20 protein-coding genes are annotated in these 23,928 nt (G+C 42.4%); 4 read left to right on the forward strand and 16 right to left on the reverse strand.

Features of this window, described 5'->3' with window-relative positions; translation table 11 throughout:
• Positions 1–79: 79 nt before the first annotated feature.
• From ACRRS1_RS22060 to ACRRS1_RS22070, 3 genes are read right to left on the reverse strand one after another with little or no spacing between them, the layout of a single operon-like run.
• On the reverse strand, positions 80–1,786 hold the full coding sequence (locus ACRRS1_RS22060) for a response regulator receiver domain (protein ID WP_432468726.1): 1,707 nt from the start codon (positions 1,784–1,786) through the stop codon (positions 80–82).
• On the reverse strand, positions 1,786–4,809 hold the full coding sequence (locus ACRRS1_RS22065; RefSeq protein WP_432468725.1) for an ATP-binding protein: 3,024 nt from the start codon (positions 4,807–4,809) through the stop codon (positions 1,786–1,788). Before ACRRS1_RS22065 ends, ACRRS1_RS22060 begins: the two co-directional genes overlap by 1 nt.
• Before the next feature lie 59 nt (positions 4,810–4,868).
• Complete coding sequence (locus ACRRS1_RS22070) at positions 4,869–6,041, reverse strand: DNA cytosine methyltransferase (RefSeq protein ID WP_432468724.1); 1,173 nt, start codon at positions 6,039–6,041, stop codon at positions 4,869–4,871.
• Positions 6,042–6,799: 758 nt separating this feature from the next.
• Here ACRRS1_RS22070 and fic point away from each other — a divergent pair.
• Positions 6,800–7,903: a protein adenylyltransferase Fic gene (gene fic / locus ACRRS1_RS22075; protein WP_432468723.1), complete on the forward strand. Its 1,104-nt coding sequence runs from the start codon at positions 6,800–6,802 to the stop codon at positions 7,901–7,903.
• 331 nt (positions 7,904–8,234) lie between these two features.
• Here the strand turns inward: fic and ACRRS1_RS22080 are convergent, their stop codons facing one another.
• The 7 genes from ACRRS1_RS22080 to ACRRS1_RS22110 all read right to left on the reverse strand — a co-directional run bounded on the left by ACRRS1_RS22080 (position 8,235) and on the right by ACRRS1_RS22110 (position 13,834).
• Complete coding sequence (locus tag ACRRS1_RS22080) at positions 8,235–8,531, reverse strand: helix-turn-helix domain-containing protein (protein WP_432468722.1); 297 nt, start codon at positions 8,529–8,531, stop codon at positions 8,235–8,237.
• Between the two features lie 310 nt (positions 8,532–8,841).
• A complete protein-coding gene (locus ACRRS1_RS22085; protein ID WP_432455377.1) occupies positions 8,842–9,960 on the reverse strand; it encodes a hypothetical protein in 1,119 nt (372 codons plus the stop codon).
• A 10-nt stretch (positions 9,961–9,970) separates the two neighbouring features.
• Positions 9,971–10,981, reverse strand: coding sequence for a YecA family protein (locus tag ACRRS1_RS22090; protein ID WP_432468965.1), 1,011 nt, complete (start codon positions 10,979–10,981; stop codon positions 9,971–9,973).
• A gap of 65 nt (positions 10,982–11,046) precedes the next feature.
• Positions 11,047–12,372, reverse strand: coding sequence for a type II toxin-antitoxin system HipA family toxin (locus tag ACRRS1_RS22095; RefSeq protein ID WP_432468721.1), 1,326 nt, complete (start codon positions 12,370–12,372; stop codon positions 11,047–11,049).
• Positions 12,362–12,652, reverse strand: coding sequence for a helix-turn-helix domain-containing protein (locus ACRRS1_RS22100; RefSeq protein WP_432455373.1), 291 nt, complete (start codon positions 12,650–12,652; stop codon positions 12,362–12,364). The genes ACRRS1_RS22095 and ACRRS1_RS22100 overlap by 11 nt, the downstream gene beginning before the upstream one ends.
• Positions 12,653–13,089: 437 nt before the next feature.
• The gene (locus ACRRS1_RS22105) at positions 13,090–13,512 is read right to left on the reverse strand and encodes a helix-turn-helix domain-containing protein (RefSeq protein WP_432468720.1); all 423 of its coding nucleotides are present in this window, start codon (positions 13,510–13,512) and stop codon (positions 13,090–13,092) included.
• A gap of 49 nt (positions 13,513–13,561) precedes the next feature.
• Positions 13,562–13,834, reverse strand: a complete 273-nt coding sequence (locus tag ACRRS1_RS22110; protein ID WP_432455370.1) for a type II toxin-antitoxin system HigB family toxin — start codon at positions 13,832–13,834, stop codon at positions 13,562–13,564.
• Between the two features lie 386 nt (positions 13,835–14,220).
• On the opposite strand from ACRRS1_RS22110, the gene ACRRS1_RS22115 reads away from it, so the two are divergent.
• From ACRRS1_RS22115 to ACRRS1_RS22125, 3 genes are all read left to right on the forward strand, one after another.
• Positions 14,221–15,183 carry a MerR family transcriptional regulator gene (locus ACRRS1_RS22115; RefSeq protein WP_432468719.1) on the forward strand — a complete coding sequence of 321 codons (963 nt, stop codon included), beginning with the start codon at positions 14,221–14,223 and terminating at the stop codon, positions 15,181–15,183.
• Positions 15,184–15,528: 345 nt separating this feature from the next.
• Positions 15,529–16,014, forward strand: a complete 486-nt coding sequence (locus ACRRS1_RS22120) for a DUF4234 domain-containing protein (protein WP_432468718.1) — start codon at positions 15,529–15,531, stop codon at positions 16,012–16,014.
• A gap of 190 nt (positions 16,015–16,204) precedes the next feature.
• Complete coding sequence (locus ACRRS1_RS22125; RefSeq protein WP_432468717.1) at positions 16,205–16,561, forward strand: DUF6172 family protein; 357 nt, start codon at positions 16,205–16,207, stop codon at positions 16,559–16,561.
• Positions 16,562–16,640: 79 nt separating this feature from the next.
• On the opposite strand, the gene uxuA is transcribed toward ACRRS1_RS22125, so the two are convergent.
• The 6 genes from uxuA to exuR all read right to left on the reverse strand — a co-directional run bounded on the left by uxuA (position 16,641) and on the right by exuR (position 23,624).
• On the reverse strand, positions 16,641–17,705 hold the full coding sequence (uxuA, locus tag ACRRS1_RS22130; RefSeq protein ID WP_432468716.1) for a mannonate dehydratase: 1,065 nt from the start codon (positions 17,703–17,705) through the stop codon (positions 16,641–16,643).
• A 77-nt stretch (positions 17,706–17,782) separates the two neighbouring features.
• Positions 17,783–19,276, reverse strand: a complete 1,494-nt coding sequence (locus ACRRS1_RS22135) for a mannitol dehydrogenase family protein (protein ID WP_432468715.1) — start codon at positions 19,274–19,276, stop codon at positions 17,783–17,785.
• Between the two features lie 132 nt (positions 19,277–19,408).
• Positions 19,409–20,374, reverse strand: coding sequence for a TRAP transporter substrate-binding protein (locus ACRRS1_RS22140; protein ID WP_432455360.1), 966 nt, complete (start codon positions 20,372–20,374; stop codon positions 19,409–19,411).
• Positions 20,375–20,401: 27 nt separating this feature from the next.
• Positions 20,402–21,715 carry a TRAP transporter large permease gene (locus tag ACRRS1_RS22145; RefSeq protein WP_432468964.1) on the reverse strand — a complete coding sequence of 438 codons (1,314 nt, stop codon included), beginning with the start codon at positions 21,713–21,715 and terminating at the stop codon, positions 20,402–20,404.
• Between the two features lie 44 nt (positions 21,716–21,759).
• Positions 21,760–22,290, reverse strand: a complete 531-nt coding sequence (locus ACRRS1_RS22150) for a TRAP transporter small permease (RefSeq protein WP_432455358.1) — start codon at positions 22,288–22,290, stop codon at positions 21,760–21,762.
• Positions 22,291–22,850: 560 nt separating this feature from the next.
• A complete protein-coding gene (gene exuR / locus ACRRS1_RS22155; RefSeq protein WP_432455357.1) occupies positions 22,851–23,624 on the reverse strand; it encodes a transcriptional regulator ExuR in 774 nt (257 codons plus the stop codon).
• Positions 23,625–23,928 lie beyond the last annotated feature (304 nt).

Consider the following 23,928-nt stretch of genomic DNA (forward strand, 5'->3'; position numbering starts at 1 on the left):
TATAAGCAATTACACAATTTAATTTACAGGCTCGGCTTGTCCGCTTAAATTGGAGCTACTAAAGCTTACAGCCAATTTTTTAGTTAGTTTGTACCTTTCGTCGCCTTACCCATTCAATTTCATCAACTCCGACGCGATTAAAGTCGCCAACGATTGATGCTACTTTAGTTTGAACATCTAAGTCTTCAAGGTCTCCAATCCACTGATATTTTTTACGGTCTTCTGATTCAAATACAATGCTGTCTTGATCCTTAAACGCTTCTACTTTAGGACCATTTTTGGCCTTAAACTCAATATTTTCTAACTCATAAAATTTTAAACTAGTACGCAGATGAATATAATCACCCTCGTTGTCTATATCTGGTACAACTAAATCAAACACACCATCGTGAATAACCAACTGCGCAAATAAGAAGTTACGAGGTCTGTTCACTCTTGCTGTATCGCACTTTGGCATAACACATAGTAGATAAGAGTTATCTTCAGTTGATTTTATTATTGTGCCTTGGGTCAAATACGGAAAACCAACCATCAAATCACAAAATGTTCGGCGAAAAGCTGTAATACAGGAGAGTGCCTGAGAAGATTTTTGAGTTTCTCCATCAGATCTACCAAATGCGCCAACAACACGCTCTAAATTGGCTAATACCTTTACAATTTTCTTTGCTCTTTTGGAGCTTGTTTGATCCTGAACAGCCTTAAATAAGCCATTTCTACCCTCAGTAAAGCCGTGTTCCAAGGACTTTAGAAAACCTTCTTTACTAAGGGTTATTTCATTGCAAGGAGTTCCATCACCCGTTATTTTTGATTTTTTGTATCGACTATCGTAGTTTGATTCAACCCATATTTTTAAGGTGTCATAACCAAGGGTCTCACGATCAATCTGAGCAAGCGCCAGCACATTCCTCAAATAAGATGAGTAGTTTTCTAGCATTAGAACTTCGGAGTCTTCAGGATCTGGCAAAAGAGCACGGTGAGCTAAATATCCAGAGTCTAAACCAGAGCTAAACTTGGCTAGTAAAGCTCCGGTATATTGCCTTACTGTCGTCGTCGCTTTCATCGCAAAAGCAGGAATTAAACCATCTACAAGTATGGCAAATTCTTCTAGCGCTTTAGCTGGTAATTCTTCTTCGTATACTGCTCTAGGGCCATCAATTATATTTTTCTTATGATAAAAAATGATGTTTAAGTGTTTTGAACTAATCTGACATACACCAGATTTATCTAAGTTTTCGTCACCTAAGTGCTCCCATAGATCATCACGTAACTTATGAAGATCTGTTTCCCCTGTATATACAACTATGGTACGCAACCTTCCGCCATTTTTCTTATCATGCAAAAGCATCTGCTTTACTATTTCTAGGCTATAGTCGGCGTCATGATCCACCAACATCCAATCCAAAATTATCACATCTGCTGTGGCTGATACTTTCATCGCTTTTAAAGCGAAATCAATAGCAGGCTCCCCTTCCTCAATCTGTGGTTGATATAAGCCAGCCACAATTCCACGTTCATAGAATGCATTAGTAAGAGATAGCGTATTTAAAGGATGTGTTATTAGCTCGTTCTCAGCCTTGGGGTCTGCTGTCTGAAGTCCCGCAGGGTCTTCTGCTCGAGGATCTGCTGGCTCTACTAGTGGGTTAAAAGCTTCTGTTGGTTCTTCAACAGCCTCAGCTGCTTCTACAACCTCTGAAAAGTTTTTTAATCCAGCCCCATCATCAATAATCAGAACAGTTTGAACATATTCATCAACCACCTCTCGGCAGTATTGATTAAATGCAGACATTACTCTTGCTCCATAGTTTTTTCGCTAATAACAAAACATGGAGAGGCATCTGCACTTCCACTAGCTAACTGAATATCAAACCCTTCATGATTAAGAGATTCTTTACTTATAAATAAACCCATACCACGACCGCTGGATTTTCTAGAGAAGGTAAATTCGAAAATCCTATCTCTATCAATTATCGGGATTGTAGGGCCATTATTGCTGATTAATAATTGGTCGCCATTAACGTCCAACTTGATTTCTTTACTGCTGTTTTGGCTATCAAGTTGAGTGTTGAGCCAGTAGATAGCATTATCTACCACATTAATGAATACGGGTAAAAATGATGATGGGAATACATTGGTCGTCTTCATCATAAACGCTTTAGTCGATGTTAATACGATGTTGTGTCGTTTTAAGCGCTCATCGAAAATATCTCTTAGGTAGTTGTCTATTTCTTTGCCTGAAAGATCTACCTTGCTTCGATATAACCGGCGATTTAACGGGGTAAACATCTTCAAATACCCATCTAAGTGCGCGAAGCTGTGGCTAATGTTGTTATACAAGCCGTTTAACTTAGGGTTTTTATCTGCCCAAGGTTTGAGTGACCGAATTGAACTTCTTACGTTACGAGCAGTACTGCTAAACTCGTGCTGGATAATGCCCAGTGACATCCCTAGTTGAGCAAACTCATAATATTGATTGAGGGACTCTTTAACCTGTTCGTTTTCACTTTCCAAGGCAACGATAACATCTACTGAACTTGATTCATCATCATTAATGTCATTAATAACAAGCTCTACAGTATCTCGCATTTTTCTGAAATACTGTTCCGTTTGCTCGTTAATCTCTTCTAGCTGCTTCTCCCAAGACGAAACAACCTTTAACGACTCATCATCAGAAAAAGTGTCTATAGGAGTTGAATTTATGGATGTCATAACCTCTGCTAACGCCTGAGTATATTCGGCTGACTTGCTTCGAGCCTTTTCTTTAATAACAGCGTCTATTTCACCGACATTGCTCTTAAGCTCGTTACGGTAGCTGGATATTGTCTTGGTCAGTGTTTTCCTCTCTTCTTCGATAAATTCACTGACGCGATCTCTGAGTGTGAATGACAAACTATTGGAGGTGACATACTCAGAAATTTGTAGCTCTATGCTCTTTTGGGCAGGGCTAACAATATCCTCATAGAACTTCTCACGAGTCGCTAAATAAGTTGTCCAATTTTGCTTATCTTCGTTACTCAAACCAATCTTTGGCATGGTTATCTTTAATTCTTTATCAAAAGATTTCCATTTAGCGGATATGTCACTACGAAGGCTTGATATGAAGCGATACTTTTCTTGTTCGTTCCAAGTATCAGTCGTTTTTTCAAATTCGACTTTAACGTGACTTTTTAATGCCTCGACTTTAGCTAAGTATGAGCCATCACTATAAGCATCAAAAAAATCCGTAAGTTGAACCCTGAAGGTTTCTTTTTTAGTTTTAACTAGTTCTTTCCGTTTTTTCTCTGCTTCACTTTGTTGCTTTGCTTGCTCTTTAAATTTATTTTTAATCTCAGAGAATCGATCATTAGCTGAAGAATCCCTAAAAAAGTCAGCTGCTAGTTGTTCGAAAAAGTGTTCTAGTAACTTAACGAACTCCTTGTAAGCAACATTTTCTATTAAGCCTTCTCGTCCGGCTTTTTCTTCTAGTCGTGTATTTACGTCATGCTTTATTTCAATAGCACCGAACATAAGACGGTGAGAGAAAAATGCGGTAGCAGCCTTCCTAGTTCTTTTCTCTTCAAACTTTAAAAAGTCAAACTCTTGCTTACCATAAGGCAGTACGCGAACCCCATCTTTGTACAAGTAAAGGCCTCCATACATTTTAAGCTTAGTTTGAAGTTCTATATACCGATCACTAGACACCATGCTGTCCGACGGCGTTCCTTGAAGGTAGGTGAACTTAATTTTGAACGGTCCACACCGAGTCTGTGCACCAAAACTTTTATTCCAGTTTATAATGTGTTGTTGAGGTTTTCCCTTATAAACGGTGACCTTACCTTTAAACTGTCCATATTCATCAAATTCACCTTCAACTATATGGTCACCATCAGCGGCATCTTTTTTAGTAAAGAACCCATCTTCAATTAGTTCTTGAGCTTCAGCTGTACCTTGATGCAAACGGAATTTTGTTTTTAGCCTTTCTTTTTTTTTCGAGTCAAACGTATTAGAAAAGCCGACCAAGATTTTTTGTAGATCGGTCGTGCCTTTTTCATCTGTTTTCACATCAAGTGCTAATGTTTCATCATTAGGCATGATGATGAAATGAGTGCCTTTACCGATACCATCTAACTGAGGGGCTGAGTCTGACGTTCTTAGCTCTTTTGGAATTTTTTCCCAGTCGTCTTGAGTTTTGTTTTGTAAGTTTTTAAACAGAACTTCTGGTGAGAAAGAGAGTAGCTCGGCATCTGCGATAATGAGGTCTAGGTAATTAGCAGGAATAGCATCACCTAAGCTCTCAAGGTGTGAAATCAGTTCGCTTGCCATTGATTTCAAGTCTGCCGCTGTTGGCAACTTACCTTCGGGAAAAATTCGCGTAGGGATAACGATGTCTGAAATACCGATATCTGGGATTTCAAATTGGCTCCAGTGGATTAATGCTACGACCATATCGTGCATCCCATCTGCTCGCTCAGCACGGCTTAATGCTACAACTTGTCGGCCAATGGAAGCGATAGCTAGCCGGCCAATTCCTTTCTCACCCATTAAAGGGCGGGGAGCCATTCCATCTGGAATATAAACAGATTTTCGATTTGCTCCAAGTTTGCTGGAAGTGCCGATCGTCAGCCACTTTTTAACAAAATCGTCCTCGGTCATCCCTACGCCATTGTCTCGAAGGGTAACTAGATTTTGATCTTGGAAGTAGTCAATCTCGGCATTATTAGCATACGCATCATGCGCATTTTTGAATAGTTCGTGTATCGCTGTCGGGATACCTGCTATTTGCTGGCGACCTAGCATGTCTACAGCTCTAGCGCTGACATTCATTTGAGCCATTTGTAACCAAATCTCAGTATGTTAGATATAAAAAGCTCCTAGCATTCTAGGCACTTTTTCTACTTCAATCCATTTAAAATCGCAGATATCAGCTGATAACCGAGAATATTGGGAACTGCGTTGCCAATTTGCTTGGCTTGAGCGGTACTACTGCCCGTGAATATAAAATCATCAGGAAACGATTGAAGGCGTGCTGCATGGCGTAACGTAATACCGTGATTTTTCCACGGATGTACAAATCGGCCTTTAGATGGATTATGGCAACCCGTAGTTATTGTATTTGTTGGTGTGTGGATAATCACTCTTCCATACACGTCTTTATGACCGCCGTAGCCATTAGCATGACACTTTAATTCAAACTCTGGGCCTGCATCTATTCTGCTGCCATTTAAGCGAGTCGACTTAAAACGCCTCTGCATTTTTTCAGTAGGTTGCATGTGAACATTACAAGGATCATTTTCATCGACAGGTTCACCAAATTCTAAATCCTGCAGTAGCTTTCTCGCTGCCTGGTCGCTCATTAGCGTATGCGGCCGAAAATGCTGTTCAATATATTCTTCGATTTGCTGAGGGGTCAGTGGTTCAAACACAGCTGAAGCCGTTCTCCAAGTTGATAACCCTTGCTTTGCTTCTTTTGATGTAGGCGAAAAATATCCTGGCGGCGGCGGGAAAACTAACTCATCACTTCCAACATCTTTGCGTACACCAAGTATAAATGCACGCTTACGGTTTTGTGGCACACCGTAATCTTTTGCATTTAACGTATCGCAAAAATGAATAATGTAGCCGTTAGCTTGTGCAAGTTGTTTAAACTTTTCTAGATACGAAGCATGCTTTTTCCAGAACAAGCCTGCTACGTTTTCAACGAGGAAAGCTTTAGGCTGAAACTCTTCTACGAAATCATAGTAACGTAACAATAGTTGATTTCGAGGGTCGTCTACACCAGCATCGTTAATTCGATGGCTAGAGAATCCTTGGCAAGGAGGCCCGCCAAGAATTAGCTGTAACTCGCCTTGTTTAAGGCCGAGTTCTCGTCTCAATTCTAACGGTGATACTTTTAATATATCTCCATTGATTAAATGAGTGTTTTGCTGCAGCCTCTCAATGATGTTCTTACGGTATGTTTGGGCCGCAGATGCATCTAGCTCTATAGCCGCCAACACTTCAAGACCCGCTTGATGTGCAGCTAAGCTAAAGCCACCTGCTCCTGCAAATAAATCAATTACACCCATACACCACAAAACCTAACAATATTCTGACTGGCGCATTCTACCTGTATATATGTAGAAAGCGAAACGAAGCAAAGCCTCACACCTCTCTATTTCTCATCTTCACGCAAGATTGTTCAAATTAGTGGCACCGGAAGCAATAACTAGACATCCCTCCCAATTGGCGATCACTCATCAATTATCTTAATTACTTTTGAGGGGAGGCTCCGCTATGCTCGGTCAAGGCGCTCACAAGTGAGCTAGTCGAACACACCTTACAGCCACTACGTTTCCCGTTGTATTCGCCATTGATGGCTGTGCTGATGCGTTGGCCGCAATTGCATAAAGGTACCTAGATCCAGATTTACGCCCGCAGTTGGATAAAGTCCAACTTAGCTTGGTCGCAGATACGGCATACAGCATGCCCAGATAGTGCAGCTTTCTGAGTGTACCAGTAACGACCTGCCCAGTTTTTACATAATGCCCCAAGTAATTAATGCCATGTGGGCAGGGTTGGTGTCTGGCTAAATGGCGTGAATTAAGGCTTTGCCCATACCGCCCCAGATGCCCAAGGGATGGCGTATTACTTTGAAACGTCCTACCCAAAACTCAGTTTTGGTGAGTCGTATTGATTAAGTCTTGATATGTCGAGTGTATCGACATACAAGAAAGTCATGTCGAAAAAACAGCAAAAAATCGACATATAAAATTGATATGTCGATCTAATCGACATAAACTGACCCAGTAGTTCATTTATGTCGATATAAACTGGAAATTTAAACATGACCTGGCAAGCAGAGCAGCCTTACAACCAATTACCCACATTGCCGCCAAATCTAGATTTCATAGAAACGAAGGCCGTTCTGAAAGCCTGTATTTCTGCACGCGCCGCTGTAGCAGAATTAAAAAAGGCAGGGGAACTCATACCTAACCAAAGCATGCTAATTAACTTATTGCCTTTGCTGGAAGCAAAAGACAGTTCAGAAATTGAAAATATTGTCACCACTACCGATAAGCTTTTTCAGTATGCGCTAGAAGATAAAGGCGCTGATCATGCAACAAAGGAAGCTTTACGCTACAGAACAGCGTTATATCAAGGTTATATACAACTTGAAAGAAAGCCGCTTTGCACAGCGACTGCCATTGAAGTATGTAGTACGTTAAAGCACTCCGAAATGGATATTCGTAAAGTACCGGGGACTTTTATAGGCAACCAGACGACTGGAGAAATTATCTATACCCCGCCTGCGGGAGAGAACGTTATCCGCGACTTGTTAACTAACTGGGAGCGATTTCTTCATGATGACGATGATATAGATCCATTAATAAAGATGGCTGTTAGCCATTATCAATTTGAAGCTATACACCCATTTTATGATGGGAATGGTCGAACAGGACGTATTTTAAATGTTTTGTATCTTATTGAATGCGGTCTTTTAACGCTACCTATTTTGTACTTAAGCCGTTTCATCGTTCATAACAAACAAGACTATTATCGCTTATTGAACCAAGTGACCAAAGATCAGAATTGGGAAGATTGGCTGTTATTTATGCTAAAAGGTGTCGAGCAAACTGCCATTTGGACTAGTGATAAAATCACAGCGATTAGGGCACTTATGGAAAGTACAACCGATTACATAAAAGCACAGCTACCTAAAATATATAGCTATGAGCTTGTTCAGCTTATTTTTGAACAACCCTACTGCCGTATCAATAATCTAGTTGAACGTGACATTGCAAAACGCCAAACTGCTTCAACGTATTTAAAGCAGTTAGCGGATATTGGTGTGCTGCAAGAAATAAATTCCGGTAAGGAAAAATTATTTGTACACCCGCGATTGGTGACGTTAATGACAAAAGATAGTAATAGTCTCAACGCTTTTTGAGCGTAAAAATGTCCTTCCGTCTCCCGCAAAGTAGGACAGATGGCGAGGAGAATAGGTCCGAGCCAAAATGTGGGCAGAGTTTTTCTGCCTGACTAACACCCATGTCACATAGAACAAGCGAAAAATGGCCAAGCTATGTTGACGGAAATCGTGCTCGATAAAGCCTTTCAAAACTGCTATGTTTTAACATTAACAGCAGCATAAAAACGGCACTGTTTTTCCATTGCTAACCACTAAGATTTAGTAAAAGCCAGAGGCAAGTGGTGGGCAAACAGGCATTTTTGAACGGTTTATTTTCGGTAAGTTATAGAGTTTGTTAGGGTCTAGGTCGCTACTCAATGAGCAGATCCAAAACATAGAATAAGTGTTTTTCGTCGTGAGCGGCCATTTCCGCAAAGTTGCTCTCCATACCAAGTACCGCCATTACCTTTAAGTAAGTGCCTATGGCAACGCCCGGATCACCTGTGAAGAGTTTGTTCACGGTTTTCTGATCAAAGCCAGTGCGCTCACACAGCAGCTTTTTTGTAAAACCACGTCGTTTCATCGCCAACAACAAGTCTTCACCAAAATGAGTCAGGGTTTTACGCTGCTTTGGAAACAGCACATTGTGTAAATCACGCTTAGTCATTGCACCAACCAATGGGACTGTATTCCCATTTTAATGACCATAATTGGATTAATATCCTACTTTTAGGTTTAGTTTGCGCGATGGCTAAGGCGATGATACGAGGCCCTGAATACCAAAAGCCACCAAACTACACTTTTATGCGCGTAAAAGTGTGAGATGGTAGAAAAACCTTAACTAGGATCCCGAGGTCTACTCAACCTTACTTTATAGGTAACAATCTATAGACCTAAAGGTGGGCATACAACCTTTCAGGTAATCCATGCTGAGCGAGTTTTTCTAACACTCTATGACCGTTCTATAACCTGATCGTTTAAAGTAAATCACTTAACCGGTTTAACAGCGCTTTACGGCTATTATTCGCCACAACAAAGCGCTTAAAGCGTTGCTCAAACGCCGCTTCATCCGCTTTAAACTGGTAGGCTTCGAACAGTTGATGCAGATAGCGTGAAGCCTCATCGTAACCACTGGCGCAGGTTCGATTCGCTTGCTCTTGTACTTGCTGCCAGTAGTGCTCACGCTGGCGATAAATCTCTGTCTGCGCTTTTTCTTTTTCCGCTTTTTCGATAGCTAATTTTTTAGCGAATGCTTCGGCTTGTTCTTGCTGTAATTGGTTTTTTGCTTGTTCAATATAAGGGGCAATTACGTCGGGCGTTAACCAATACTGATAGCTTTCATCGTTATTGGCAGATTCTTTTCGCGTCATGGCTAAGGCTTGGTGACGGGTTAACTGGCCTTGTTCAAATATTGCGCTTATTAACGCGTTTTTGTCTGCCTCTGTGAGATTATTTAGCCATGTGTCCAACTGAAACTGGCTTTGTTTGGCTTGGTGACTTGGCTTAGCCTTAAGCATCATAGAAAGCGCTTTAACCAGAGTGAAAGGGATACTGTAAAGTGCAGCAAAAGCCAATAATCCCTCATTGATATTCTGAAAATCGAACTGAATTAAAGGTATTGCTTCAAGTTCGCTATTCGAGTCAAACTCTTTAAGCCACATAAAATACAAAAGACGCCAATCACCTTGAATTAACGCACTGCGTAAGCCTGCTAAATGTTGGAAAAAATCTTCTGCACTTTCATCATCAAAATACTCGTAATACTCCTCAATGGAGAAAACAAGTAGTTGCCACTCGTCAGTTTGATGAAGATAAAGTTCGTCGCTTGAAAACTCAAACATCGCATCCCGTATCGTCCCTGCGGGCAGTTTAATGTAAACATAGATAGAGCCCCAGTCGGCGTAATAAAAACCGATATCAAAGTACTTTAGCATCAGCTCATTCGGCTCTGCTTTTAAATCACTGTAGTTATAATGTACTTGAAAAGACCTTGCCGTGATGTTGGCACGGCTTGAAATAACGTTGAGCGCTTGGAGCGCTTTACTGTCTAAGTGCCCATCCAGACACTCAAATCGATAGTATTGATATTCGCTCACGATAACCTTTTTATGAATTAATGGTGAATTGAAAGGTTTGCTTTAACAAAGGCTGAACCTGAACCACTCTGGCGACAAGTTCACCGTTTAAATAACATCTCGGATCGATGATAATAAATCCCCAAAACTGTAAAAATCGCTCAATAAACCGATTTTCGATGAGCATGTTTAAGTTTCTTTCTGGCGAGAAGTAATCATCCGTAGAGAAAGCCTGTTGCAAATCAGGAAAAGCTGTCATCACCTCTTTAACAAGCTGCTCCAAACTGTTGTGGCTTTGTATTCGCCACAGCATAAACAACCAGAAGGTTCTTAGGTCAATATCGTGCTCCCAGCCATCTAGGTAGCCCCAATTGTACTGAGAGCTTGCCGCTTCGAGCATGGGGATAAAGAACGCCTGTATACCATGCGTTAGGTACTGCTTTTGAGCTGCTTTTTTAACATGATAGCGCCCACTTCGACGATAGATGATACCTGCAATCTCTGCTAGCACTCGGGTGTAATGCAATGCATTAAACTTATCTTCGTTACTGCCCGCAAACTCGCTGATACTGATGTCACGTTCGAATTGAGCAACGGCAAACTCTGGCAACAATTCACTGGCTTGTTTAACGACTTTTGTTGGCAAGTTGCCTTTGGTGGTGGCTTTAAACGAGCCATCGTTTTGCATCGCTTCATCTAATATCAATGTTAAGTAACGCATCACAGGACAGGCCTTAAGGTCGTCTGGCGTGTGTATTAGTACCCCTTCCAACTCACTGAAAGGCGCATATAACCAATTACTCATTTGTGTTGGCGAAAGGCCACAAAAGTCAGGATGAGGCCGTTCATTAGCCGCCTTCATTTTTTGTTCTGCAACGATATTGAGTTCTTCTAAAGATAAGTTAGGGTTCATTGCGACTACTTGCTCAATATCATCCAGCATAGATGCGTGCTGCTTAGAGAGACTGTTCATGCAACAACGTTTGTATTTTTTACCGCTGCCACAAGGGCAAGGTTCATTTCGACCTGTTTCATGTTTTATCTACTCGTCTTATTTATCTTAATGCTACGTCACGTTAAAAAACGTCACCTCAAACCAACATCATCTCAAGCTAAAAGTGCCGAATTTTCTTGCTTACGCTCTGCGAGTGTTTTTTCTATCGCTAACACAGTGGCCTTACTCACCCCGTGTGGCTCAGCAAGCTGCCTAAACAGACTAATGGCATCCACTACCTCTTGAATACATTGCTGCGCTTCCTTCCAATTAGCAAAGCCAGCACTGGCCGCTAGCTTTTGCATCACTTTGAGTGGTGGCGCTTTTCCGTACCCAGCAAAGGCGGTGGCATGTTCATTAAAAGGGTGAGGGCTAAAGGTTACATCGTAAAATGGTGCGAGCTGCCAACTGCCATCATCGGCTTGTAAAAAGCCCCAATTTTTACTGTGATCGTCTTGGTTCGCGGCCAATAAGTTAAACATTGCGCGTCGAAATTGAAGTTGCCCGGCAGCAGGTGACTTACACAGTTGACGACTGGCTTTAATTAGATCGCTGTAGTCTAAGCTCGGGCTTCGAAAGTCGGCATCCAATAAGCCGCAGGCACTGTGCATATGTAAACGCCCAGCCTTCTCCTGCGCGGGTAAATAATCGAAACGCTTTAACGCAAGCCATGCTTTAGCGCCGCTACTTGCTGGCGCTTCAATTAACTGCCAAGTCGGTGGCTGACATTTTGCCAGCTCAGCCATTTGTAAATAGGCCGCTTCACATAAACCTTCTTCATGGCCCAACGCTAAGTTCTTCGAAGTAAACTTAACTAACCATGCTTCATCACGAGGCTGTGCATAGGTGCGGCATTGCGTCGCGTCTCCAGCAGGCATATAAATTTGCGCTTTTGGTCTTGCCCCACCCGAACTACCACCAGCGACTAATGCGGCGAACACTTGCTGAGTGCTACCGTCTAAATCATCAGTCTCTTTGTAGTCAAGAGTGGACTGGTCAAATAAGGTTTGCGCTTCTAAGCCCAGTGTTGCTAAATCAATATCTGTTCGCTGATCGAATGAGAACTCAGATACAGGGGTAAAAGACAATGCCCCCATTCCTTGCTGGCCAACAAACGCCAGTCTATCCATTGCTGTTACTTGTGCAGGTATTATACCTTGTTGGCGAAACACACGATCTTGCAACAGCAACCCCCAACCATCGGGAAGACTATCACCAAACACGCCGTGAATGCCTTGGTGAGGCTCTTTCGGTGCTTGCTGTAATCGCGCATCACCTTGAAGCGCAAAAGGAGATAAATTGCCAAACCTGCTTAGATAATTTTCATTGTACTGAAAGAAAACACCTTGGCGATTTTGCGCTAATATACCCACCAATACAGTTTCGCCCGTTGTGAGAGTGCGCTCCACATTCAACTTTTGAATGGATTTAAAGCTCATCTTTAAGCACCTCTTCTATACTGGTCGGTAAAGCGGTACGGTCAGTCGTGGTTTGTGTCAGTTGATAAAACCTGTCTAGTGAATCCAACGACTGCCACAAAAGCAGCAGCTGACGAAATGAGATTTGTCCGGTGAGTTCAAACTTTTTTATGGTCGAAGCAGGTACACAACTGCGCAGTGCCAGTGCCTCTCGCGATAGCTTCGCTTGTTTGCGTAAGCCCCGCAGATGAGTAGCAAAAGCTTGGCTTACATCGGTGTCATCTAAAAGTGAAAAGTTCATGCGCAGCCTAAATGGATACAATGATGTCTATTATAGCTATACCTTCTTATTTATGGATACAGTAATATCCATAAAAATATGGATGATAATCACATGACTGGAGAAGGATAGTAAAAGCTGATACTTTGCGTTAGGCAAGAGGTTGAGTTAAAGCGATTAATCGCCTAATAGGCTTGTATCTAAGAGGCGAATTACAAGTGGTTAAATTGATGGTTGTTTGATTTTAAATTATTAATCAATGAGAAGATCCAAACCTAGATTAAGCGAATTATTCAAACTAAAAAGGGTGGTGATTTAGTGTTTTGAGGCTTAAGTATTCACTTGCCAGGAATTCAAACTACCCTTAAATCGTCACCTATAGGCGAATGAGTGAGGCACTAAAAATCGCTAGTGATTTTAAAATGACTCTGACCCCTTTTATACTCTTCAAACGGCCACTAACCGATAAACAATGAAGCTGGCACACCAAAACGCGCCGATAGTGCCTTAATGTGGTTGAGTGTTAGAGAGCGCTTCCCATTCAAGATCATTGATACCGTCGATTTTGCACCAATCTCTTCTTTCAAGTCACTTAAGGTCAATTGATGCTGATCGATGATAACTCTTAGCATGGCGATGCCGGGCTCTAGTTTTTCGATAGCTTGATTAAATTCACTAAACTGTTCCGCTTCTGCTTCATACCTTTCAATCACCGGAAACATCAAGTCGATCACTGGCTGATGAGCATCATAATCTTCGATAAGTACTTCCATCGTGGCAATCAGCTCTTGATATTGCTCTGGTGAAGAGATACCACTCACCCAAGGCATGACTTGGCTCAGTTGGTTAGCGGCTTTGTCTAAAACTGCGATATCTAACATAGGGTTACCTTTTCAGCTTCTTTTCACGGTATTGCTTTGTAATGTAGTCTTACTCGGCATGGCTGACAATGTTCTTAATGAAGCATCGACTTCCTACAAATTCGATAAATGCAATAAGCCTAAGGTTGTTACCACCAATATCAATCACCCACCACTTATCAACATATTTAAAGTTGTCTAATGAGGGAAATACTTTTCGTAGCTCATCCGGGCTTTTTGCTTTACTCTCTTTTAACACCTTGTACGTTGCATCTAGTGCATCGGAATCGTTTGGATAGCGTTTTTTCGCATTTTCAAAAGGTTGCTTACTTATAACGTGCATGTACTATCCAGCCTGTTCACTATATGTGAACACTATACCTAAGCCAAGTTTAGTTCACCATATGTGAACATCAAGAAATTATTCAAATTTGAAGCAAAGTAACTAGTGGTGGTTAACAATGAGCAGCAAAGATAATTAGCGTTGCAAGCTTTTGGTTTACAAAGGGTTTATTATTTAAATCTACATTCAGATCCAAACCTAGATTAAGCGAATTATTCAAACTAAAAAGGGTGGTGATTTAGTGTTTTGAGGCTTAAGTATTCACTTGCTAGGAATTCAGACTACCCTTAAATCGTCACTTATAGGTGAATGAGTGAGGCACTAAAAGGCGCTAGTGATTTTAAAATGACTCTGACCCATTTTATAAGGCCTGCTTAGAAGCCAAAGTGGAACGCTCGCGGTTGGAGCAACGCTTACGCCAGTTGGATGAAGACATCGCTCAAAAGCAGCAAGCACGAGGCTTATTAGCGGCCCTACTGGGTGAAGGCTCACTGCGAGCTTGGCATCAACAGACCAATCAACTAGCGCCAGATGCTCATCTGGATTGGTTAAGGCAGCAAGGCTTTAATGAAAAACAGGCTTTGCATTTGAAATGGTTGTCAAAAGATATGAACGCACACGAGCAATACATGGCCGACTTTATGACGGTGTTCCAAAATTTAGAGCACTGGGGGCCCGGTACCGATGATGACTCGCTTAAGGCTTTGTTATCACTCCCCACCGAGCCGCAAAGCATCATTGATATTGGCTGTGGTAAAGGCTTTTCTACCCGGTTATTGGGGCAACATACCAACGCACAGATTGTCGCGGTAGATAACGAACAAAGCGCCCTCGATGAACTTGGCGAGCGCCTTGCGGAGCAGCAATTAGGCTCGCGGGTTACCCTGAGCTGCGCCAGCATGACCGAACTGCCGTTTTCAGCTTCGAGCTTTGATTGTGTTTGGTCAGAGGGCTCGGCTTACATTATGGGGGTCGAACAAGCGTTAACACAGTGGCGACCGTTACTTACAGAGAATGGCTGTATGGTACTCAGTGACTTGGTTTGGTTAACCGACAACCCAAGCCCTGAGGCCTTGGCATTCTGGCAACAAGAATACCCGGATATGCAAAGAGTCCCAAAACGCTTGGCGCAAATGCGCCAAGCAGGCTTTAAAGTAATTGACCATTTCACTCTAAGTGAACAAGCCTGGCTCAATTATTATCAACCACTTAAAGCACGTGTTGCGCAACTCAAATCGAGCCTGCCGGACTCAGCGGCCATTGCCGATATAGAGCGAGAGATTACGATTTATGAGCGCTACTTAAGCGAGTTTGCTTACCACATGTTTGTGCTACAGAAAGGGGCGTAATGCGACGCCTCTTATAGCAAACCCTGCACGGCTGGAAAGAACAGACACCATGACATCCATTTCCAGCCAATCCCTATAAAATTGGACACCATAATACCCATATAAATAAGCGCGCCTTTCTGCGTTGGCAGATGACTATTACAAAGAACACTAGAAAATCGGCAAACTCTACTCGATAAAATCCTTCAAACTGCTATTTCTTAGCGCTAACAGCAGAATACGCAGCGCGCTCTTCAAACATGCAATCTTTCCATTTACTTCCAAATAGTTAAACTTTAAGCTCACAAGCCGTCACTCTAAGATGACTTGCATCATTTAACCGCTTTATTTAGATAGGAATTGTTTGTGACCAAAGATGATTTTTTAAAACTGCAAATGATCAGTACATGGCGCTTATTTTTCTATTCTGCGATTACTTTAGGGGTTTATTCGGGCTACTACATCAAAGCCTTAAGCCACAAAGTGAACCAACTAGACAATAACTTGCCCGCCATTCATAACACTCTGGTCGAAACTCTGTTTGTATTGTGCTGGCTCGGCCCATTGAGCCTAGTCAAAGAGATTTGGTTTAAGGATCAGCCTATCTTTATTTTGGCCGATGCACTGCTTAACTGGCTAGGTTTCATTTTAGTTGTTGTTTGGGCCTTTAAAGTGCGCAACCGCATCAACCTTACCTTCGACTTTGCAAAAACAGATCACCAGTTTTGGTTCCATGGTTTCTGGTGCTTTGTGTTTAACTCGTTCTATATCAACTATCAACTCAATCACGTCTGTTTGTGGGTACGCGCGGACCGAGACCAAGACACAGCTGCGCCCCCCGAAGATCGATAAACACCTGCTAAGACAGAGCAACAATACCAGCCCTTCACTGGTTCGCAATGCTTACCCCATCGTGAATCCGTGAGGCGGCCCTTGCAAATTAAGTGCTACTTTTAAACTAAACTCGATTAAACCTTGCGCTATAGCCTAGAATCATTACAGTATCTGCCCCCGAGCCTGAAGCTCACGTCCTAGGATTGTCATGAAAAAAACCTACCTGTTAAGTCACCCCAAACGTAATCTGGCACGCATTATTGAAGCCGCAAAACATGATGCTAAAAAGTACATTAAGCGAGAGAAGGGTAAAACCTTGCCAGCGGGTGATGACTTTTGGGATTTTGATTGCAAATACGGCATCAATGAAGCCGAGGCAGAGGTAATTCATGTCTCACAAATTAATGCCTGCATGGATAAAGCAGAGCAGCAGCAACTGCCTTCGTTCTACCTAGAAATTATCGCCAGAGGCGCACAACGTCCACCAAAACCCTTGTTCAGCGAAACCGATGAGGCTGCAGAAGACGTCGCACAAGAAACAAAAGAAGATGAAGCCGAAAGATAAAGAGACTGCTAGCGCACTCTCCAATAAAAAGCCTTAATGGAAGCTCCATTAAGGCCTTGTTCAGAACAGAGCGGTGCGTTTAAGTCTCGTGGTTTAACGCATCCCATAAGCCATTGATATACATGATGCCAAGGGCACGGTCATACAAACCATAACCAGGGCGAGCCCACTTTTCTTCTCCCCAAATATGTCGACCATGGTCCGGACGCACATAACCCTGATAGTTATGTTTGTAGAGCATTTTCACCACTTGTACAATATCAATCGAACCATCGCAGGCACGGTGAGAACTTTCGATAAAATCACCATTTTCAAAACGCTTCACATTACGAATATGCATGAAGTGGATCCGCTCGTGGAAAGTATCGATTAGATCGGGAATATCATTATTCACCGATCCTAAAGAACCAGAGCACAGGGTTAAGCCGTTATAAGGGTTGTCCACCAAGCCTAGAAAACGTTGGATGTTTTCTTTATTAATAATAATTCGCGGTAAACCAAAGATCGGGAAGGCCGGGTCGTCGGGATGGATAGCCATCTTGATACCGCACTCTTCCGCCACCGGAATAATTTGCTCAAGGAAGTACTGCAGGTTTTTCCAGAGATCTTCCGCCGTAAAATCTTTATATAGCTTAAAGGTTTCTTTTAAATTGGCTAAGCGTTCTGGCTCCCAGCCCGGCATGGTCACGTCGGTATTTTTAGAAATCGTTTCAATCAGCTCGATGGGGTCAATTTCGCTAATCTTACTTTTCTCAAAGAATAAGGCATTCGAGCCATCAGGTAAGCTTTTATAAAGCTCGGTACGAGTCCAGTCAAACACCGGCATAAAGTTATAACACACCACCTTCACGCCAAATCGGCCCAGCGCTCGCAGGGTTTGTTTGTAGTTTTCGATGTATTGGTCACGGCTCTCTAGCCCCAACTTGATATCTTCATGCACATTGACACTTTCAACCACATCAATATTAAAGCCAGATTTTTTGATCTGCTGTTCAACTTCAGCAATCCGCTGCTCGTCCCACAACACCCCCGCAGGCATGTCGTGTAAAGACCAAACGATGCCTTCCACACCAGGGATTTGCTTAATTTGGTCAAGGGTGATTTGATCGTTGCCCTCACCGTACCATCTAAATGTCATTTTCATTGCGAATATTCCTGACAGGTTTAATTCACTCGCGTAGATCAAACCTTGATCGTTATTTAGCTCATCAATTCAACAAGCTAACATTTAAAATCGTAGACTGACTGCTTAGCGCCTTTTTCAAGGAGCAACTCTAATGCATGCAGTAAGTTCGCCTTAAAGGCGGCTTGTTTGGCCAATTTAGGTGGAAAAATTGCACTTAACTGCAAAAACACCTCGACCACTTCTTCGACCGATTCATTGGTCAGCCAAATGTCGGCAAACTGTTCTGCCATGGGGTCACGAACATCAATCACGGCACCACGTTCATCCACCCCTCGGGTATACTTCATCCAAGCGGCCAAAGCCAAATACAAACCCGGAGTCTCAATATTGTGCTGTAAGCCATAGGCAATCGTTTGTAAGAAACGTGGCGGGATCTTTTGTGAACCATCCATGGCAATTTGCCAAGTACGGTGTTTTAAGGCGCTATTTTTATAACGGGCGATCAGTGAGTCTTTGTAATGCCCAAGGTTGATCCCCTCAACGTTCAGCGATGGGCTGATTTCAATATCCATTAAGTAACGAATGAAGCGTTCATAAGCCTCATCTTGAATGGTTTGGTTAATGGTTTGATAACCCGCCAAATAGCCAAGATAAGCCATGGCCGAATGGGTGCCATTCAGTAAGCGCAGCTTCATCTTTTCGAAGGGCGTCACGTCATCGGTAATAATAACATTGTCGATTGAGGTTTTTTCCCAAGCGGGTCTTTCATTACAGAACTTGTCTTCAATCACCCACTGTAAGAAGGGTTCGGTAACCAGAGATTGCTGGTCTTCAAGGCCGAGAGCCTGATTAACACGCTGCTGATCTGCGGCGCTGGTTTGCGGCACGATACGGTCAACCATGGTTGACGGGAAACTCACCTCGGCGGCAATCCAATCATGGAGTTTTGGGTCCAGCTGCTTGGCAAAATCTAATATGATATTTTGCAACACCACACCGTTGTGCGGCAAGTTATCGCAAGATAAGGGAGTAAAAGGCGCAATTTTATCTTCGCGGCGTTTTTTGAGTGCTGCCACTAAAAAGCCAATCGCGGTATGCGGTTCATCTAGATGCGCCAAATCATGCTGGATCTGTGGATGCTCTAGATTCAAACGCCCCGTCGCAGGATGATGACAATAGCCTTTTTCGGTAATCGTTAAACTCACCACCTTCACCGAAGGCTGAGTCATATAACCAAGGATCGCATCCACTTGGTTACTAAAAAGTACTTGTTCTACCGCACCAACAATCGCCAGCGAAAGTGTCTCGTCTTGGCCGACCGCTACGGTATAAAGATTATCTTGGTTAGCAAAGCTGGCTTCAGGGCCGGTTTGTTCGATTGACTGACCTGCCGCTCCCCAATTACACACCCCAACAATTTTCCAATCGCCACCATGCTCTTTGAGCAAAGTATCCGTGATTAAAGCTTGGTGGGCTCGATGAAATGCGCCAAAACCAAGATGAACCATGCCCACCCCAGCATTCATGCTCTGTTCCGTAGGTTTACTTGCTGCGTTCGCGCTCGGCATAGAGCTTTTATTTAGTTTCATTAAAACCTCAATAGTAGCAGCGTTAAAGGCAAAGCTTTGCTGGCTTAGGTCCGTATATAAACAAATAAAGCAATACTCAAGCGCAGTGTTGAGTATTGCTTCGAAGTAATTTAGCTAAAAAAGCCTAAATCATTATTTGGTGTTTTGAATATCATTCAACATACCAACAAGCTCTGGGTTTTCAGTTTTAAATTTCTCATAAACTGATTGAACCGCTTTTTGGAATGCAGGCGTATCACTCTCAACAAAGGTAATCCCTTGTGATTCTAAGTCAGTGCGAGCTTTAGCAACGTAATCGCTCCAGTTTTTCTCTTGCACTGCAACTGTGGCTTGCGCATCTTTACGTACTGCTTCTTGCTCTGCTTTTGACAAGCTATCCCATACGCTGGTAGAAATAACCAATACGTCAGGCACCATGGTGTGACGGTCGTAAGAGTAAACTTTTTTCACTTCAAAGTGACGTGAAGAGTAGTAAGACGGAATGTTGTTTTCCGCACCATCAACCACACCTTGTTGTAAAGCAGAGTACAACTCACCATAAGGAAGTGGCACCGGCGTCGCACCTAGCGCTTTGATGATATCAATCGCTAATGGTGAGTTTTGCACACGAATCTTCATGCCTTTCAAGTCTGCAGGAGTCACAATCGCTTTATCTGTGTAGAAGCTACGAGCACCAGCATCTAAGAACGCTAAACCAACAAAACCTTGGTCACGAGAAGAAGCTAAAATACCTTGGCCAATTGGTCCATTTAACACTTTGTTGTAATGGTCAAGATCACGATACAAATAAGGCAATGACAAAATTTTGTAAGCCTTTGAGAAAGACTCTAGTGGCGCAGCACTTACTTTGGTAAATGCAATGGTGCCATTTTGAACCATTTGCAATAACGCTGTTTCATTCCCTAAGGTTCCATTTGGATAAACCTTCACTCGCAAGTCACTATCTTTGGTCACACTTTTCGCGAACCAATCCAAAGATTGGTGAACAGGGTGCTCAGTTGGTAATGCGTGAGCCAATTTCAAAGTTTTTGCATATACAGCCGAGCTACAAGACATCCCTGCAATCACACCAGCCAGTAAGAGTTTTTTAAATTTCATAATTTCACGTCCTTAATCAATTTATTATTAGGATTTATATCCTGCCAAGTGAGGCAGCCACATGGTTAGTGAAGGAAATACCACTATCAATCCGAGTGTTATTACCATAATTAAGAAAAGGGGCAGTAACTTAGGCACCACTTCTCCCAGTTTATTTCCAGATACACTACAGCCTACAAATAAAGCTGTACCCACTGGAGGTGTACAAATACCGATACATAGATTAAATACCAAGATAATACCGAAGTGAATTGGATCCACGCCTAATAGCACCGCTATCGGTAAGAATATCGGGGTAAAAATCAATACCGCTGGTGACATATCCATGAACGTGCCCACAACCAGTAAAATCAAGTTCATGAGCAACATAATCACAATTGGATTGGTCGAGTAATTCAACACAAACTCAGCAATCGCAGTTGGAATGTCTGCATTCGCCATTCCCCATGACATGGCCGAAGAAGTTGCAATCATCAGTAATACAATCGAAGTGGTTAACACGCTATCAATTAAGATTGAAGGTAAATCTTTGACTTTTAATTCACGATAAGCAAAACCGAGGATCAAGCTGTAAACCACCGCGATGGCTGAAGCTTCGGTCGCGGTGAAAGCACCACCCAAGATACCGCCCATAATAATCACGACTAAGAATAAGCTCGGCAGTGCATCGAGAATAACTTTAGAAGTTTTTTCGGTTTGAACAATTTTTTCTTGAGGAATACCATTGCGTTTACCCAAGAGGAAAATACCAAGAATGATACCTAAGCCCATCATTAAACCTGGGACATATCCGGCAATAAATAGGTATTGAACAGAAGTACTGCTCACCAGTGCATACAGAATAAGAATGTTTGACGGCGGAATTAACAAGCCAGTCGGGCATGACGCTACGTTCACAGCTGTCGAAAATGCCCGTGGATATTTATGTTCTTTCTGCATTGGCCCCATAATGCCACCAACAGCAGCGGCAGCAGCGGCGGCTGATCCAGACAAAGAACCAAACATCATGTTGGCAATCACATTCACATGGGATAAAGAGCCAGGTAAGCGACCACCAAGTAACATCGCAAAGTTAATTAAGCGTACCGCTAAACCTCCCCGGTTCATTAAATTACCGGCCACAATAAAGAACGGTAAGGCTAATAAACCAAAGCTATTTAAACCATTTGCTAACTGCTGCGAGACGAGTATCGAGGCTTTATCGATAGGGAAATCGAGAAAAATCGTCAATAATGCAGCACTACCAATCGCGAAGGCAATTGGCATACCGATGATAAGAAAGATTGCCAAGGTGCCAAACAAGACAATAATAGGCAATAGGTCAAAAAGATAATCAGGCATAACGCTGATATATTCTTGAGTGAAAATAAGATCAATTAAAGTCATTACTTATCACCTTTCTTGCCAGAGGCGATATTCGCGATAGAAGCGAATATATCTAACAAACCGTAATAGTTAATAAGAACACCGGACAAAGGCAATACCACGTATACGTAGCCGATAAGTAGATGATTTCCACCAATAGCAAGTCCAGGCGATATTTGATGATGCTGTAAGGTTGTTGCCACAACCATGCTGCCACCATAGATAAGCGCAATCGATGAAAAGGTTATCACCAATATATTAATAAAAATGCTCAGTAAATTTCTATTTCTAAAATTCAACTTCGGCATCACTAATTCTAAAGCGAGGTGCCGTTTTACTGAATAGGTATACGCCCCACCTAAAATACCTATCCAAATAAGTAGGTATCTAGATAGCTCATCGGTAAAGACTGAAGGATCGTTGATAATAAAACGGGTAAAGACTTGCCAAACCACCGTTAAAATCATCGCCCCCATAAATATAATCAGAACCGTAGCCAACACGCGATTGACGATCTGATTCAAGGTAGAAATAATCATTGTTAATTCCATGTATCCTACTTACCATTTTGAAGAAATAGCCAAGACTCCTTCAAAAACTCAACACCAAAGCCGCAAAGCTAACATAAACCGCTGGGAGGATATGAGCTTAAGCTCACACCAAATGTTAAATTTGAACTATAGTTTCAAAATTTGTGACCCAGCGAGTCATAATTGGTATCACTACATATAGGAGAACACCACTCACAAGCTTGACGTGTCACTCCAATACCCGCTCATGTTATACCAATTACCCTAAATAGAAGAGTGCCTATGTCTCATTTTGGAAAGTGGTATGATCAATTTTGCGATGAAATACACGAAATGGGAGAGAAATGGATGCAGGACTTAGTAAAACTTAGTTGAGTTTTGTTATTTTGCAAGCAAGACAGAGTCCCGCATGCCAAGAGGACGACTCGCCACCAATAAAACCACATACTTCCTTGTATGTAGACTCACTTAAACAATAGAAGAGCAACCCAGTAGATTGATTAAAGACGGGGAATAACAACAAACATATAGCCGAAATACAGCTCACAAGCTATCTGGACGCCAATATAGCAGCGGCTTTGTTAGGCTAAACCAATATTGAGCGGTTGAAACTCAACCACCGGATTATCAGTGAATAAGTAACGGTCATCACCGTCAAATATGGTGGCGTTAAATAACATTTGCTTGGTGTTCTCAAGATGCTGCCACATCGCTAACTTAGCCGCTTGCGGGTCTTTACGGATCAGCGCATCTAGAATTTGTTCATGATCACAACACCAGCTATTAAGACAACTTTCATCAATGTGCTCATGTAATTTGAGCCAATAAGGATTCTGCTCTCGATGCTCCCACAATTGCTCTACCATAATCAGCAATACTGAGTTTTGCGTCGCTTTGGCAATCTGAATATGAAATAGCTTATCCCACTTAGAATCACGGAGACGATCTTCTTTTAGAGCTTTGGCCTGAATTTTTTTCAGCTCAATAATATCTTGTTTGGTCACCTGAGAGGCAGCAAACTCAGCGATATTGCTCTCTAATAGCTGCCTTGCCTGCAGCAGTTCAAAAGGACCGGAGAACAATAAGGTTTCACTCGCTTTATCGGCACTCTGGTTATTGCTTGGCATGTCCGTGGCAATCACGTGAATGCCCGAGCCCTTACGCACTTCAACAAAACCTTCAATTTCCAGCATAATGATCGCCTCACGCACCACCGTACGGCTCACTTCCATGGTTTCGCCGATCACGCGCTCCGAAGGCAAACGCTCACCAACCTTATATTTACCACTCACCAACTGCGCTTTTAAATCTGCGGCAATCTTCTGATAAAGGCGTTTTATTTCAAATTCAGACATCAATTTACCCAAAATGTGCACAATGACCGATACAGCCACATTGACAAGGCTATCGTACCAAAACAGCCTGATCGCGACAATGCCTGCAGCGGTTCAAAAAAACTAAAAACCACGCTTCAGCCCATTTATTCTAAATCACCTTAAACCGACTCAAGATAGGGTTCTGAGCTTAGCCTGAGCCATCTTGCTCCAGAAAAGGGCACAAATCGAAAATCTAAGACTAAACCCAAATACAATCGGTCTAACCAATTAATTTTAGCTCAGTCCCCCTTAACAGAGTAAAAAAAGTGCTCAAAATACTCAA

This window comes from Agarivorans sp. Z349TD_8 (genome assembly GCF_050870825.2).
Taxonomy (GTDB): domain Bacteria; phylum Pseudomonadota; class Gammaproteobacteria; order Enterobacterales; family Celerinatantimonadaceae; genus Agarivorans.

Coding starts and splice junctions, on each gene's coding strand:
- ACRRS1_RS22060 (WP_432468726.1), bottom strand. CDS start 1,786: ATGTCTGCATTTAATCAATACTGCCGAGAGGTGGTTGATGAATATGTT.
- uxuA (WP_432468716.1), bottom strand. CDS start 17,705: ATGAAAATGACATTTAGATGGTACGGTGAGGGCAACGATCAAATCACC.
- ACRRS1_RS22145 (WP_432468964.1), bottom strand. CDS start 21,715: ATGCCTGATTATCTTTTTGACCTATTGCCTATTATTGTCTTGTTTGGC.
- fic (WP_432468723.1), top strand. CDS start 6,800: ATGACCTGGCAAGCAGAGCAGCCTTACAACCAATTACCCACATTGCCG.
- ACRRS1_RS22150 (WP_432455358.1), bottom strand. CDS start 22,290: ATGGAATTAACAATGATTATTTCTACCTTGAATCAGATCGTCAATCGC.
- ACRRS1_RS22140 (WP_432455360.1), bottom strand. CDS start 20,374: ATGAAATTTAAAAAACTCTTACTGGCTGGTGTGATTGCAGGGATGTCT.
- ACRRS1_RS22095 (WP_432468721.1), bottom strand. CDS start 12,372: ATGAGCTTTAAATCCATTCAAAAGTTGAATGTGGAGCGCACTCTCACA.
- exuR (WP_432455357.1), bottom strand. CDS start 23,624: ATGTCTGAATTTGAAATAAAACGCCTTTATCAGAAGATTGCCGCAGAT.
- ACRRS1_RS22100 (WP_432455373.1), bottom strand. CDS start 12,652: ATGAACTTTTCACTTTTAGATGACACCGATGTAAGCCAAGCTTTTGCT.
- ACRRS1_RS22065 (WP_432468725.1), bottom strand. CDS start 4,809: ATGGCTCAAATGAATGTCAGCGCTAGAGCTGTAGACATGCTAGGTCGC.
- ACRRS1_RS22070 (WP_432468724.1), bottom strand. CDS start 6,041: ATGGGTGTAATTGATTTATTTGCAGGAGCAGGTGGCTTTAGCTTAGCT.
- ACRRS1_RS22105 (WP_432468720.1), bottom strand. CDS start 13,512: ATGTTAGATATCGCAGTTTTAGACAAAGCCGCTAACCAACTGAGCCAA.
- ACRRS1_RS22125 (WP_432468717.1), top strand. CDS start 16,205: ATGAAAAAAACCTACCTGTTAAGTCACCCCAAACGTAATCTGGCACGC.
- ACRRS1_RS22135 (WP_432468715.1), bottom strand. CDS start 19,276: ATGAAACTAAATAAAAGCTCTATGCCGAGCGCGAACGCAGCAAGTAAA.
- ACRRS1_RS22080 (WP_432468722.1), bottom strand. CDS start 8,531: ATGACTAAGCGTGATTTACACAATGTGCTGTTTCCAAAGCAGCGTAAA.
- ACRRS1_RS22110 (WP_432455370.1), bottom strand. CDS start 13,834: ATGCACGTTATAAGTAAGCAACCTTTTGAAAATGCGAAAAAACGCTAT.